This is a genomic window from Streptomyces sp. NPDC002701, from assembly GCF_042889045.1.
Taxonomy (GTDB): domain Bacteria; phylum Actinomycetota; class Actinomycetes; order Streptomycetales; family Streptomycetaceae; genus Streptomyces.
In genome coordinates, this window is the sequence record NZ_JBIAQL010000010.1 from 97,576 (window position 1) to 111,145 (window position 13,570).

Genomic DNA, 13,570 nt, shown 5'->3' on the forward strand with positions numbered 1-13,570 from the left:
GGTGAACTCCCCTGTGTCCTGGGCCATTTGAGGAGACAGCGGAGAGCAGGGGCACCGTGACACGACGCACCGGACGACTCAGAACCGCACTGACGGTCTTCGCCGCATGGAGCGCGCTGGCCGGCGGCGCCCTCGCCGGGGCGGCACCGGCCAGCGGCACGCCGGGCTTCAGCCGGATCGCGCCCGGAGTGAGCTACACGGAGTTCGACATCCCGGCCGCCAAGGGTGTGGCACACGCACATGTGCTGAGCGTCGACCTGCGCAATCCCCGGGTGAGTGTCGATCTGCTCCACCCCGGCGCGGTCGCGGCCAGGTCCACGGTCTCGCAGCTGGCCGACGCCCAGGGTGCCGTGGCCGGCGTCAACGGCGACTTCTTCAACATCACCGAGACCCAGCACCCCGGCGTCGAGGCGACCGGGGCGTCCGTCGGCCCGGCCGTCGCGAACGGACACACCCTCAAGGCGGCGGTCCCGGACGGCCAGCGCTTCGGTCCCGCCCTGCCGCCCGGCACGAGCACCAAGGACGTCCTCGGTGTGGGCACGGACGGCAGGGCCCTCCTCGACAGCCTGGCCCTCGACGGCTCCGTCGCCACCACGGAGGCGACACTGCCACTCGGCGGCCTCAACCAGTACGCGCTGCCCGTGGGATCCGTCGGAGCGTTCACGGCCGACTGGGGTCAGGCGTCCCGGGTGCGGGCCACCTGCGGGACCGACACCGACCGGGCCGCGCCCTGCACCACCGACACCTACGAGGTGACGGTCCAGGACGGCCAGGTCATGTCCGCGGCCGACACCCCCGGCAGCGGACCCATCGCCCCGGACACCACCGTGCTGGTCGGCCGGGAGACGGGCGCCCAGCAGTTGCGGAAACTGTCCGTGGGCGAGCGGGTCGAGGTGCGGCACCGCCTGGTGGCGGCCGCGTCGAAGACCCCGTACCACTTCGCCGTCGGCGGTTACCCGGTGCTGCGGGGCGGCCGGCCGCTCGCCGGGCTCGACGACGTGACGGCGGCGGTGCGGACCGCGGCGGGCGTCTCGGACGGGGGCGGGCGGCTCTGGCTCCTGGCGCTGGACGGGGCGCCCGAGTTCCGCAGCGGTCTCACCGTCGCGGAGGTCGCCGCCACCATGAAGGAGCTGGGCTCGGCGGACGCGTTCAGCCTGGACGGCGGTGGCTCCAGCACGCTGGTCGCCCGCGAACCGGGGTCGTCCACCGCGACCGTGCGCAACCATCCCAGCGGCGGCGCCGAACGCCCGGTGCCCAACGGCATCGGCGTGTTCTCGAAGGTGTGACGCGCGCCGGCCCGGCACGCACGGGCCGGCGCGGGCTCACGGCCTGAGCGTGCTGACGATGTCGGCGGTCGCCGTGAGCCCGTTGTGGATGGTCGGCGCCATGCTCGTGCTCGCGAGGGAGAACCCGAGCAGCACGCAGACCACGGCGTGTGAGAGCTTCAGCGCGCCGTTGCGCACAAAGACCACCGCCAGGATCACGAGCAGCAGCACCACAGAGATGGAAATGGCCACCGTCAACCTCCTCCGCCACGCCCACACCGCGGCTTTCGGCCGCAAGTGTGGCGTAACGGGAGGTTCGTCCGTGCGGCTGGCGTGTCCGCCGAACGTGTGTTGACTGCGCGTGACGGCGCAGGGCTGGGCCCTGAGCCTGCGCGCCCCGCGCCCTACGCCCGTCGGCGGGCGTCCAGGAACGCCTCCAGGCCCGCGAGGTCGTCGGTGTTGATGTGGTCGACGTCCGCGGCGAGGAGTTCACCCCACAGGGCGTCACGTGCGGGTCCGGCGAGGTCCGGGGTGGCCCAGAAGCGGACCCGCTGTCCTCGGGAGTGGGCCTTCGAGATGATCCCGCGCAGCTTCTGCCGCTCCGCCTCGGGGAACGCGCCGACGCCCCGCCAGGTGAAGTTGAGCGTCCAGTTGTCGCTGATCAGCGGGATGAAGGAGGCCGGGGCCGGGGTGGGGGCCAGCAGGTCGAGGAGCCGGCCGTCGTAGAAGGCGCGCCGCACGGTCTGGGCCTCCATGGGCACCCGGGCGGCACGGTCGCCGGAGATCACGGCGGTCACCGCGCCGGGGACGACCCGGCCACGGGTGTACGTGGTGAACAGGTGCCCGTAGCGGCGCAGTCGGCGGTCCAGTTCGAGGTAGGTGGACGAGCCCTCGGTCTTGAGGTCGATCAGCAGCTGGACCGGCCTGTGGTGCCCCCGGTACACCGAGCCGCGGTTGGCCTTCACGCGGGCGGCGAGGGGGTCCAGGTACAGGGATTCCAGGGTGCGGGCCGGGTCGAGCTCCACCGGGTCGTGCGCGACGAGGAGTTGGCCGTCGACCAGGAAGATGTCGGCCTCGACGCTGCCGAAGCGGTGGTCGAGCGCGTCGAGGAGGGGCCTCGGGTGCAGGTAGTCGTTGTGCGCGTGGGCTCGCCACAGGGGACGCGGTCGGTGTCTGTCCTCGCCCGCCTGCGCGTACGCGGCGGGCAGGGCGATGCTGCCCGCCAGGCCGGCGGCGAGGGTGGTGAGGGCTCTGCGACGGGTGGTGAGGGCCATGTCATGCCTCCCTGGGAGTGCCGTACGGGGCCACGGGGGCGCCCCGGCCGGCGGAGTCGGGACTGGGGAGAGTATGGAGTCCCGGCGTGTCCAAGGAGCAGGGCCGTGCGGGGAGTTGGCCGGACTGCCGCTGTGTGTTCACTTCACCGGCCCACCTCCGGCGGCCGTTCACGCCGATGTCAGCTCGGCCCAGCCCACGGTCCGGTCGCACCACCGTTCCAGCAGCACCCGGTCGTGCCCGACGGCCAGCAGCCCGGCACCGCTCCGGCGCCGGTAGGTCTCCACGACGCCGACCAGGGCGGCCGTGGTGGAGGCGTCGAGCATGGCCGTCATCTCGTCGCAGACGAGCCAGCGCGGCCGCAGCGCGAGCGCCCGCGCGAGACAGGCGCGCTGCAACTGGCCGTCGCTGACCTCGTGCGGCCGGCGGCCGAGCAAATCCGCTCCGAGCCCGACGGTTTCGGCCAGCTCGCGTACGCCGTCCGTCGGCCGGCCGTTGGCCCGCAGCGGTTCGGCGATGAGGTCGGCGAGCCGCAGCCGCGGGTCGGCCGACAGCCGCGGCTGCTGGAAGACGACCCCGAAGGCGGTGCGCTGGGCCCTGGGCGCGCGGTGGCGCCAGCCGCGTGCCGCCTCGCCGTCGAGGACGACCTGCCCGGTGTCGGGGCGGTGCAGCAGGGCGGCGACCCGTGCCAGCGTGGACTTGCCGCAGCCGCTGGGTCCTTGGAGGCCCACGGCTTCTCCCGCCCGGACGGTCAGGGAGACGTCGCGTACGACGGGGGCGCGCCGGTCGTAGCCGGCCGTGACGGAGCGCAGTTCAAGCATGTGCCACCTCCACGTGGTGGCAGGCCACGCCGGACATCAGGTCGGGTACGGTCGCGCACGCCTCGCTCGCCCGTTCGCAGCGGGCGGCGAAGGCGCATCCCCGCGGCAGGGCGCCGAGTTCGGGCGGCATGCCCGGTATCGGGGTGAAGTCCCGCTCGGGCAGCGCGTTCAGCAGGCCGCGCGCGTACGGGTGCCGGGGGCCCGGCGTACCGAAGAAGCGGGCCGCGTCGGTGATCTCCACCAGGCGCCCGGCGTACATCACGGCGACGCGGTCGGCGATGCGTCCGGCCGCCGCCAGGTCGTGGGTGATCAGCAGCAGGGCGCGGTGGTCGCCGGTGTGGCGGCGCAGTTCGTCGACGGTCCGCTCGACGAGGTCCCGGTCGAGTCCGGTCGTCGGTTCGTCCGCGATCAGCAGTGGCGCGTCGCCGACGAGGGCCAGCGCGGTGGCGGCCCGCTGGGCGAGCCCGCCGGACAGTTCGTGCGGGTGGCGGTCGAGGTGGTCCTCGGGGAACGCGGCCCGCTCGGCGGCGGCCCGCACGCTCTCGGGTCCGGCGCTTCCCGTCAGCTCCCGCACGGTCTCGGTCAGCTGGGCGCGGACGGTACGCACCGGGGTGAGGTGCGCCGCGGGGCTCTGCGGTACGAGTCCGGCGCGTCGTCCCCGTACCTCGCGGGCCAGCACCCGTTCGTCGGCGGCCAGGAGGTCGAGTCGGTCGTCGCCGAGCAGGGCCGACCCCGCGACCGAGGCGTTGCCGGGCAGCAGGCCGAGCAGGGCCGAGGCGAGCACCGACTTGCCGCAGCCGCTCTCGCCGACCAGGGCCAGGCACTCCCCCGCCGCGAGGTCGAAGGAGACCTCCGTGACGGCCCGTACGTACGTTCCGTCGCGCATCCGGAAGCGTACGGAGAGGTCCCGTACCGACAGGACGTTCCCGCTGTCCGCTCGGTCGGTTCGCGGTGTCACAGCATCAGCTCCGATCGGCGACGCGGGTTGAGCCGTTCGCGCCAGGCTCCCGCGAGGCCCGCGATGGCCAGGGTGGCGACGACGGCGCACAGGCCGGGGAAGAGAGTGGGCCACCAGTCGCCCGCGAGCAGCGATCCGCGCGCGCTCTGCACCAGCGTGCCGAGGCTGGCCTGGTGCGTGGGCAGGCCCAGTCCGAGGAAGGAGAGGGCGGATTCGTGCCAGACGGCGTGCGGCACCATCAGCACGGCGGCGAGCCCGGCCTGGGGCAGCACGCCGGGCAGCAGATGCCGTACCGCGACCCGGCGGCGGGAGGCGCCGCCGGAGATCGCGGCGTCCACGTACGGGCGGGACCGCAGGGACAGGACCTCGGCGCGGACGATCCGGGCCGTGGACAGCCAGTGGGTGAGCGCCACCGACACGACGACCGGCCAGACGCCGGGCCGGAACATGGCCACGATGAAGATGCCGAGCAGCAGGTGCGGCACGGACGCGAAGATGTCCACGAGCCGCATCAGCAGTCGGTCGGTCCAGCCGCCGAGGGCTCCCGCGAGGGCGCCGACGGCCGTGCCGACCACGGTGGATACGACGGCGGCCACCACGCCCACCAGCAGCGAGACGCGGAGACCGTAGACGCAGCGCAGCAGCAGGTCCCGGCCGACGTCGTCGGTGCCGAACGGGTGCTCCCAGGACGGCGGGCGCAGTTTCGCCGTCAGGTCCACGGCCTGCTGGTCGAGCTGGGCGAACGGCGGCACGAGGAGTACGGCCAGGACCAGCACGGCGACGACGGCGGTGGAGCCGCGTACCCGCCACGCGCGCGTGGAGCGCCGCACGACCGCGCGGGTACGCCACACCCCGCCGTTCCCGGAACCGGGAGTCTCCTCGGTGGCGGAGGTCTTCCCGGGGGCGGAGGTGTTCTCCGTGGCCGAGGTCTTGTCGGAGGTACGGGCCGTCTCAGCCATCGAAGCCCACCCTCGGGTCCGCGAGCCCGTACAGCAGGTCCGCGAGGAGGTTCCCGGCCAGCACGGCGATCGTGGCGAGCACGGTCAGTGCCGCCAGCAGCGGGAAGTCGACGGCGGTGGCCGCCTCGACCGTCGCCGCCGCGATGCCGGGCCAGCTGAAGACGGTCTCCACGAGCAGCGCCCCGGTGATGAGTTCGGGCACCCGCGAGCCGATCAGGGTGAGCACCGGCAGCATCCCGGAGCGCAGGGCGTGCCCCAGCAGGACGGTGCGCTCGGCGAGTCCACGCGCGCGTGCGCCCCGGACGGGGTCCTCCTGGAGTGCGTCACCGACACCCTGGCGGACGTACAGCACGAACCAGGGCAGCTGGGAGAGCGCCAGCACGCCCGCGGGCAGGACGATGTGGCGGGCGACCTGCCCGGCGGTGACCACCGTGCTGCCGGTGTCCGTGAGACCTCCGGCGGGCAGTACGCCCAGTTCGAGCGCGAACAGCCACATCACGAGCAGTCCGAGCCAGAACGGCGGTGCCGCCTCCAGGGTGTACGCGAGCGAGGTGACGGCCCTGTCCGTCCAGCCGCCCGGCCGGCGCGCGGCGAGGACACCGAGCAGCGTGCCCAGCAGGACGGCCACGAGGAAGGCGGCGGAGGCCAGCAACACGGACCAGCCCAGGCGTTCGCCGATCACGTCGGCGACCGGCTGCCGCAGTGCGCTGGAGTCGCCGAGGTCGCCCCGCACGGCGGACGTGAGCCACTCCCACCAGCGGGTGACGAGGGGCTGGTCGGCGCCGAGGTTGGCGCGCAGCTGGTCGAGGGTCTGCTGCGAGGCGCTGAGCCCTGCCGTGCCCGCGTACGCCTTCACGGGGTCGAAGGGCGAGGCCGCGGCGATCGCGAAGACGCCGAACGTGACGGTCCCGAGGACGGGGACGGCGAACAGGGCCCGCCGTCCCGCCAGCCGGGCCATGGGGCCCCAGGGCGGACGGCTCACGGCCGCCAGTCCTCGACGTTCCACCACGGGCCGGCCGCGAGACCGTGGTCGTGCGGTTCGACCTGCGTGGTCAGCCGGCCGAAGCGGTCGTCGACCACGTACAGGTGGTCGATGTGGGTCAGGAAGGTGTAGCCGGGGTTCCCGGCCAGTTCGCGCTGCACGGTGTCGTAGGCGGCCTTGCGCTCGGCCCGGTCGCCGCTGCGGCGGCCCTTCTCCAAAGCCCGGTCGACCTTCGCGTTGTCGTACCAGCCCATGTTGTTGAATCCGTCGCCGGCCAGGTCGGACCGCAGGAGCGCGTACTGGTCGAAGTCCGGGTCGGCCGGTGAGCCGCCGCCCGCGAGGACGGCGTCCTTGGGCATGCGGGGCTCGATGACCTCCCAGGTGCCCGCCTGCACCTTGGCCTCGACGCCGATCTTCTTGGCGTCGGAGGCGTAGGCGAGGGCGTGGTCCTGGCGGAGCTTGTCGCCGGAGACGTACCAGAGCGGGAAGCTCGCGCGGACGCCGCCCTTCGTACGGATGCCGTCCTTGCCGGGCTTCCAGCCGGCCTTGTCGAGGATCGCGCGCGCCGCCTTCGGGTCGTACGTCCGCTCGGTGCCCTTCGTGAACCACTCGCTGTCCGTCGGGACGGGCCCGTAGGCGGCCTTTCCGGCGCCTTCGAGGATGCCGTCGACCATGGCCTGCCGGTCGACGGCGATGTCCAGGGCCCGGCGCACGGCGGTGTCGCCGGTGACCTTGTTGCCGGTCGGGAGGGTGACCGTGCGGTAGTCGAAGCTCTCGGCCGTGTACGTCTTCTGCCCCGTCCCCTTGAACGCCTTGGCGAGGTTGGGCGGCAGGATCGCGCCGTCGAGGTCGCCGGAGCGCAGCCGGGTGGCGCGTACGTCGTCGTCCTTGATGATCGCCATGGTGAAGCGCTCGATCTTCGGAGCGCCGCCCCAGTAACCGGAGTTGGCCTCCAGGACGAGCTGTTCGCCCTTGGACCACTTGGCGAGCTTGTACGGTCCGGTGCCGACCGGCTTCGTCCCGAACGAGCCCGTGTTGACGTCCTGGCCGCCCGCCAGGTGCTCGGGCACGATGGGCAGCACCGTGCGCTCCGCGAAGGGCGCGTAGGGGTACTTGAGCCGGAAGACGACGGTGTCGTCGCCCTTCGCCTCGACACTGTCGACGGCGTCCAGCTCACCCTTGGACGGGTTGCTGGTCTTCTCGTCGAGGATCGTCTCGTACGTGAAGACGACGTCGGCGGCGGTGAAGGGCTCCCCGTCGCTGAACTTCACGCCCTCGCGCAGCTCGTACGTGTAGGTGCGTCCGCCGTCGGTGACCTTCGGCAGGGCCGCCGCGAGCGCGGGCTTCAGTTCCAGGTCGACGTCGTGGGTGAGCAGCCCGTCGAAGATCTTGGAGTTGCCGTCCTTGCCGAAGCCCAGGAGCGGGCTCAGCGTCTCGGGTTCGTACGCGATGCCGACGACGGCCGAGGTCGCCGCTTCCCCGCCGTCGCCCTCGCCGTCGACGGGCGCCGAACAGGCGGCGGAGCCGGCCGTCAGAGCGGCCGCTGTCGCCAGGGCGCCCATGCCTCGTATCGATCGGGCCCTCATACCGCCCACCCCTAATGAAGATCATAAGTTATTGCGAACGAATCGCAATTATGCATGATGAGAGGGGTGGGTACGGCGGAGGCCCGCTCCTGTCCGGGGGGCTGGAGCGGGCCTCCGTGCGGAGTGCGCCGTGCGTGTCGTGCGGGCGGCCGGGTCAGGGGGCCCGCAGGTCCACCAGCTCGGCCAGGGCCTCCCGGTGCCTGCCCGCCGTGCCGTACGCGATCGAGTCGGCCTTGGCGCGCTTCAGGTAGAGGTGCGCCGGGTGCTCCCAGGTCATACCGATGCCGGCGTGCAACTGGAGCGCCTCCTCCGCCGCGTGGACGGCGACCGGCGCCGCGTACGACTGGGCGAGGGCGACCGCCACGTCCACGTCCGCACTCCCGGTGGCCAGCGCGTCGGCCGCGTTGCGGGCGGCGGCACGGGTGTTGACGATCTCCAGCCACAGCTGGGCGAGCCGGTGCTTCAGCGCCTGGAAACCGCCGACCGGGCGGTTGAACTGCTTGCGCTCCTTCAGATAGCGGACGGTCTCCGTCAACGACCACTCGGCGAGGCCGAGTTGCTCGGAGGCGAGCAACCCGGCTCCGGCGCGCAGGGCCCGCCGTACGGCGGGTGCGGCGTCGCCGACCCGGCGGGCGGACGCTCCGTCGAGGACGACCTTCGCCACCGGCCGCGTCAGGTCCAGGGAGACCTGCGCGGTGACGGTCACGGCCCCCGCCTCGACCGCGTACAGCCCGCCGTCGTCGGCGGGGACGAGCAGCACGTCGGCGGCCGTCGCGTCCGCGACACCGGTCAGTTCCCCGTGCAGGGCGCCGCCTTCGGCCCGTACGGCCCGGTGGTCGCCGCCGGGAGCGACGCCGAGGGCGACGGCGAGGGCGCCGATACGGCGGCCGGACGCCAGCTCGGCCAGCAGGTCGTCGGCGTGGCAGGCCAGCAGCGCCTCGGTGGCGACGACCGCGCTCGTCAGGTACGGCACGGGAGCGACCGAGCGGCCCAACTCCTCCAGCACGACGGCGGCTTCACGGTGCGTGGCACCCTGGCCGCCGCGCTCCTCCGGCACCAGCAGGCCCGCGAGCCCCATGCCGTCCGCCAGCGCCTTCCACGCCTCCCGGTCGTGCGGGGCGCCGGACTCCGTGCGGGTGATCACGCCGGCCGGGTCGCAGTGGTCGGCGAGCAGGTCGCGGACGGCGGCACGGAGGGCCTCTTCCTCCTCCGAGTACAGCAGGTCGGGCTGTGCGCTCATCGGGCCAGGTCCTTCCAGGCGACGTCCTTGTCGGTGCGCGGCTCGGAGGGCAGGCCCAGCACGCGTTCGGCGACGATGTTCAGCAGGACCTCACTGGTCCCGCCCTCGATGCTGTTGCCCTTGGAGCGCAGGTAGCGGTAGCCGGCGTCCCGGCCGGTGAAGTCCACCAGCTCCGGGCGGCGCATCGTCCAGTCCTCGTACAACAGGCCCTCGTCGCCGAGGAGTTCGACCTCCAGGCCGCTGATCTCCTGGTTGAGGCGGGCGAACGCGAGCTTCATGCCGGAGCCCTCCGGGCCCGGCTGCCCCGCGGCCATCTGCTGGCGCAGGCGTTCGCCGGTGAGCCTGGCCACCTCGGCCTCCACCCACAGCCTGAGCAGTCGCTGGTGCAGGTCGTGGGTGCGCAGTTCGGGGCGTTCACGCCAGGTCTTCGCGACGGGGCCGATCATGCCGCCCTCGCGGGGGATGCGCATGCCGCCGATGGAGACCCGCTCGTTCATGAGTGTGGTCTGCGCGACCCGCCAGCCGTCGCCGACCTCGCCGAGGCGGTGTGCGTCGGGAATGCGGACGTCGGTGAGGAACACCTCGTTGAACTCGGCCTCGCCGGTGATCTGGCGCAGCGGCCGCACCTCGACCCCGGGGTCGGTCATGTCGCAGACGAAGTACGTGATGCCGCGGTGCTTGGGCACGTCCGGGTCGGTGCGGGCGATGAGGATGGCCCAGCGGGCGAGGTGGGCGCTGGACGTCCACACCTTCTGCCCGTTGACCACCCAGCTGTCGCCGTCCCTGACCGCACGGGTGCCGAGCGCCGCCAGGTCCGAACCCGCGCCCGGCTCGCTGAACAGCTGGCACCAGACCTCCTCGCCCACCCACAGCGGCCTGAGGAAGCGGCGCTTCTGCTCCTCGGTACCGAAGCCGAGGATCGTCGGGGCGGCCATGCCGAGGCCGATGCCGATGCGCCGCGGGTCGTTGTCGGGAGCGCCCGCGGCCTCCAGTTCGGTGTCCACGACGGCCTGGAGGGCGCGCGGCGCACCGAGGCCGCCGAGTCCCTCCGGGTAGTGCACCCAGGCGAGTCCGGCGTCGAAGCGGGCCTTCAGGAAGTCCAGCCGGTCGGTACGGCCGACCGGGTGGGCGGCCAGCAACTCCTGGGTGCGGCGGCGCAGTCCGGCGGCGTCGACCGTCCCGGCCGGGCTCACGGCGTCGGTCATGCGGCTGCTCCGTTCTCGGCGGCGTTCGCGAGCGTGTCCCCGAGGGAGGGCAGCACGGCGACCCGGCCCGTGGTGACGCCGTCGGCGACGCGCTGCACGGCCCCGGCGGCACCGGCCAGGGGTACGCGCTCGCTCACGAGCGGCTTGATCGCCCCGCGGGCGGCCAGTTCGGTCAGCTGCTCGTGGCAGCGCAGGACCAGCTTCGGGTCCTTGGTGTTGTAGAGCCCCCAGTGCAGGCCCATGATCGTGTAGTTCTTGACCAGGGCGTGGTTGAGGCCGGGGCTGGGGATCGTGCCGCTCGCGAAGCCGACGACCACGATCCGGCCCTCGAAGGCGACGGTCTTGGCGGACTGCGTGTAGGCGTCCCCGCCGACCGGGTCGTAGATCACGTCGGCGCCCCGGCCGCCGGTGGCCTCCTTGACGGCGGCGACGACGTCCTCGGCGCGCCGGTCCACGACGACGTCGCAGCCCAGTTCCCGGGCGACGGCGGCCTTGTCCGTGCCGCCCACGACACCGATGACGGTCGCTCCGGCCGCCTTGCCGAGCTGCACGGCGGCGCTGCCGACCCCTCCCGCGGCGGCGTGCACGAGCAGCGTCTCGCCGGCCTCCAGACGGGCCCGCCGGTGCAGGCCGAACCAGCCGGTCTGGTAGCCGATGTGCAGCGCGGCCGCCTCGGCGTCGTCGAGCGCCCCGGGGGCGGGCAGCAGGGCCGCGGCATCCGCGACGGCGTACTCGGCGAAGCCGCCGTGGGGCAGCGCGGGGGTGGCGATGACCCGGCGGCCGTCCTCGGTCTCGCCGCAGATCTCCACGCCGGGGGTGAACGGCATCGGGGGCCTGACCTGGTACTGGCCGCGGCACATCAGGGCGTCCGGGAAGTTGACGTTCGCCGCGCGCACCCTGAGCAGGAGTTGGCCGTCGCCGGGCGTGGGCCGCTCCACCTCCGCGAGCCGCATCACCTCGCCGGGCTCGCCGTTCTCGTGCACTTGCCATGCCTGCATGCGGGGCCTCCACGGGACTGTCGGCTGTGTTCTTCGCACCTCACGGTCAAACGCATACTAAGCGGTCGCTTGCCGTTCAGGGAACAGTCGGCGCCTGTCCGAGTCAGTCGTCCGCGCCACCGCGCCTGGGACGCGCCCGGACGTGCATCCGCTCCCCCTGCCGCCCGAAGAGGCTCAGGAACTCCACGGGCCCCTCCCCCGTCGACCCGAACCAGTGGGGGACCCGCGTGTCGAACTCGGCGGCCTCCCCCGCGCCGAGCACCACGTCGTGGTCACCCAGCACGAGGCGCAGCCGGCCCGAGAGGACGTACAGCCACTCGTACCCCTCGTGGGTCCGCGGGTCCGGTTCCTGCTTGCGCTGCGGTTCGAGCACCTTGTACGCCTGCAGGCCGCCGGGCTGGCGGGTGAGCGGCCAGTGCGTACGGCCGTACATGACGATCGGCTTCGCCGCGCGGACCCGCGGGTCGCTCACCTGCGGCGCCCCGACCAGCTCGTCGAGGGGCACCTGGTGGGCGCGGGCGATGGGCAGCAGCAGTTCGAGGCTGGGTTTGCGCAGGCCGGACTCCAGCCGGGACAGGGTGCTCACGGAGATGCCGGTGGCGGTGGACAGGCCGGCGAGGGTGGCGCCGCGCTCCTTGCGGATGCGGCGCAGCCGGGGGCCGACCTCCGCGAGGACGCCCTCCGTGTCACGGTCCTCGTGGCCTTGCTGACCCGCGTGACCCTCGTGTTCCTGGTGCTCACTCATCTTCGTATTGCAGTTTCGGCAAAGACATTTGTCAACCTTGGGATGGTGGGCGACCTTGTCCGTGGAGGTGGTCACCATGACCGACAGGTACGAAGTGGTTGTCGTCGGCGGCGGCGCGGCGGGACTGTCCGCTGCGCTGGTCCTGGGGCGGGCACGCCGGAGCGTGCTCGTGATCGACGCGGGCGAGCCGCGCAACGCGCCCGCCGCGCACATGCAGGGGTATCTGACCCGGGACGGGATGTCCCCGGCCGAGTTCCTGGCCGCGGGCCGCGAGGAGATCGCGCGGTACGGCGTCGAGCTGGTCCGGGACCGGGCGGTGGACGTGGCGCGGGACGCGGACGGGGAGTTCGACGTGACGCTCGGAGGGGGGCGCGCGGTGCACGGGCGCCGGCTGGTCGTCGCCACCGGCCTCGCGGACGAGCTGCCGTCGGTGCCGGGTGTCGCCGAACGGTTCGGCCGGGACGTGCTGCACTGCCCCTACTGTCACGGCTGGGAGGTCCGGGACCAGGCGTTCGGCGTGCTCGCCACGACCCCGATGGGTGTACACCAGGCCCTGATCGTCTCCCAGTGGTCCAAGGACGTGACCCTGTTCCTGCACACGGTCGCCGAGGAGGACCTCACGGACGAGGATCTGCGCAGGCTCGCCGCGGCGGGGGTCGCCGTGGTGCCCGGTGAGGTCGCGGGGCTCGACGTCGTCGACGACCGGCTCACCGGTGTCCGCCTCGCCGACGGCACGACGCACGAGCGCTCGGTGCTGTTCGTGGCGCCCCGGGCCGTCCCGCACACCGGTCTGCTGGAGCGGCTGGGCGCCGAACTCCAGGAGACACCGTTCGGCTCGTACGCCGCCGTCGACGCGACGGGCCTGACGAGCGTGCCGGGCGTCTGGGCGGCGGGCAACGCGACCGGCTTCGCCGAGCAGGTCGTGAACGCGGCGAGCGGCGGCTACCGCGCCGGCGCCACGATCAACGCAGACCTCCTCTTCACGGACCTGGACGCAACAGTCCGCCCATGACGACACACCCACCCGGCGGAGGGGGGATGGGGCGCGCTGCCCCGTCGGATCACCGCGCCGCGCCACCTCCCGGGTGCGGCGCCGCAGCGCCCAGGGGCGTCAGCGCGACCGATCGCACGGAACGGAACGGCACGGCCGCCAGGGCGAAGCACCGCGCCCTACCAGCCGCCCAGACGAAACGCGTGACCAGCCCGGCGGACCCGGCGGACCCGGCGGACCGGACAGATCACCACGCCGCCCACCCGGACGGGTGCGACGCCGCAGCGCCCGGGGGCGGCGACGCAGCCGATCCGGAGCGGCGCGGCTGCCAGGGCGCCGCGCCTACCAGCCGTCCGGACGAAGGATCGTGGTCGGTCCGTTGTCGCGGCGCGGCCTCCGGGATGACGGCCGCGCCCGCCCGACCGGGCGGGAGGGTCCGGTCGGCCGGGTGCGGGGAGGTGGCGGGCGGGGCGTCGGTCGTCGTAGGGGGCCGTGCCGGGCGGGCGGCAGGGGCCGGTCGTCCAGGTGTAGACCCGGCCTCTCCGTAG

Annotated in this window: 13 protein-coding genes; 2 read left to right on the forward strand and 11 right to left on the reverse strand. The window is 73.5% G+C overall.

Going from position 1 to position 13,570, the window contains the following annotated elements:
* The first annotated feature begins 56 nt into the window (after window positions 1-56).
* Window positions 57-1,286, forward strand: a complete 1,230-nt coding sequence (locus ACFYXC_RS25165) for a phosphodiester glycosidase family protein (RefSeq protein ID WP_389554127.1) — start codon at window positions 57-59, stop codon at window positions 1,284-1,286.
* A gap of 36 nt (window positions 1,287-1,322) precedes the next feature.
* On the opposite strand, the gene ACFYXC_RS25170 is transcribed toward ACFYXC_RS25165, so the two are convergent.
* From ACFYXC_RS25170 to ACFYXC_RS25220, 11 genes are all read right to left on the reverse strand, one after another.
* Complete coding sequence (locus ACFYXC_RS25170; protein WP_388921457.1) at window positions 1,323-1,517, reverse strand: hypothetical protein; 195 nt, start codon at window positions 1,515-1,517, stop codon at window positions 1,323-1,325.
* 152 nt (window positions 1,518-1,669) lie between these two features.
* Window positions 1,670-2,539 carry a phosphatidylinositol-specific phospholipase C/glycerophosphodiester phosphodiesterase family protein gene (locus ACFYXC_RS25175; RefSeq protein ID WP_389554128.1) on the reverse strand — a complete coding sequence of 290 codons (870 nt, stop codon included), beginning with the start codon at window positions 2,537-2,539 and terminating at the stop codon, window positions 1,670-1,672.
* A gap of 168 nt (window positions 2,540-2,707) precedes the next feature.
* Window positions 2,708-3,358, reverse strand: coding sequence for an ABC transporter ATP-binding protein (locus ACFYXC_RS25180; protein ID WP_388921451.1), 651 nt, complete (start codon window positions 3,356-3,358; stop codon window positions 2,708-2,710).
* On the reverse strand, window positions 3,351-4,244 hold the full coding sequence (locus tag ACFYXC_RS25185; protein WP_389554258.1) for an ABC transporter ATP-binding protein: 894 nt from the start codon (window positions 4,242-4,244) through the stop codon (window positions 3,351-3,353). The genes ACFYXC_RS25180 and ACFYXC_RS25185 overlap by 8 nt, the downstream gene beginning before the upstream one ends.
* A 68-nt stretch (window positions 4,245-4,312) precedes the next feature.
* On the reverse strand, window positions 4,313-5,275 hold the full coding sequence (locus ACFYXC_RS25190) for an ABC transporter permease (protein ID WP_389554129.1): 963 nt from the start codon (window positions 5,273-5,275) through the stop codon (window positions 4,313-4,315).
* On the reverse strand, window positions 5,268-6,233 hold the full coding sequence (locus tag ACFYXC_RS25195; protein ID WP_389554259.1) for an ABC transporter permease: 966 nt from the start codon (window positions 6,231-6,233) through the stop codon (window positions 5,268-5,270). Before ACFYXC_RS25195 ends, ACFYXC_RS25190 begins: the two co-directional genes overlap by 8 nt.
* A 20-nt stretch (window positions 6,234-6,253) precedes the next feature.
* The gene (locus ACFYXC_RS25200; protein WP_389554130.1) at window positions 6,254-7,843 is read right to left on the reverse strand and encodes an ABC transporter substrate-binding protein; all 1,590 of its coding nucleotides are present in this window, start codon (window positions 7,841-7,843) and stop codon (window positions 6,254-6,256) included.
* Window positions 7,844-7,997: 154 nt separating this feature from the next.
* Entirely contained in the window at window positions 7,998-9,083 is a 1,086-nt protein-coding gene (locus ACFYXC_RS25205; RefSeq protein WP_389554131.1) for an acyl-CoA dehydrogenase family protein, read from the reverse strand.
* Window positions 9,080-10,288, reverse strand: coding sequence for an acyl-CoA dehydrogenase family protein (locus tag ACFYXC_RS25210; protein WP_389554132.1), 1,209 nt, complete (start codon window positions 10,286-10,288; stop codon window positions 9,080-9,082). The genes ACFYXC_RS25205 and ACFYXC_RS25210 overlap by 4 nt, the downstream gene beginning before the upstream one ends.
* Window positions 10,285-11,286, reverse strand: a complete 1,002-nt coding sequence (locus tag ACFYXC_RS25215; RefSeq protein WP_388921436.1) for an NADPH:quinone oxidoreductase family protein — start codon at window positions 11,284-11,286, stop codon at window positions 10,285-10,287. The genes ACFYXC_RS25210 and ACFYXC_RS25215 overlap by 4 nt, the downstream gene beginning before the upstream one ends.
* A 103-nt stretch (window positions 11,287-11,389) precedes the next feature.
* On the reverse strand, window positions 11,390-12,031 hold the full coding sequence (locus ACFYXC_RS25220) for a helix-turn-helix domain-containing protein (RefSeq protein ID WP_388921433.1): 642 nt from the start codon (window positions 12,029-12,031) through the stop codon (window positions 11,390-11,392).
* Between the two features lie 76 nt (window positions 12,032-12,107).
* On the opposite strand from ACFYXC_RS25220, the gene ACFYXC_RS25225 reads away from it, so the two are divergent.
* Window positions 12,108-13,043, forward strand: a complete 936-nt coding sequence (locus tag ACFYXC_RS25225) for an NAD(P)/FAD-dependent oxidoreductase (protein WP_389554133.1) — start codon at window positions 12,108-12,110, stop codon at window positions 13,041-13,043.
* Window positions 13,044-13,570: the final 527 nt, after the last annotated feature.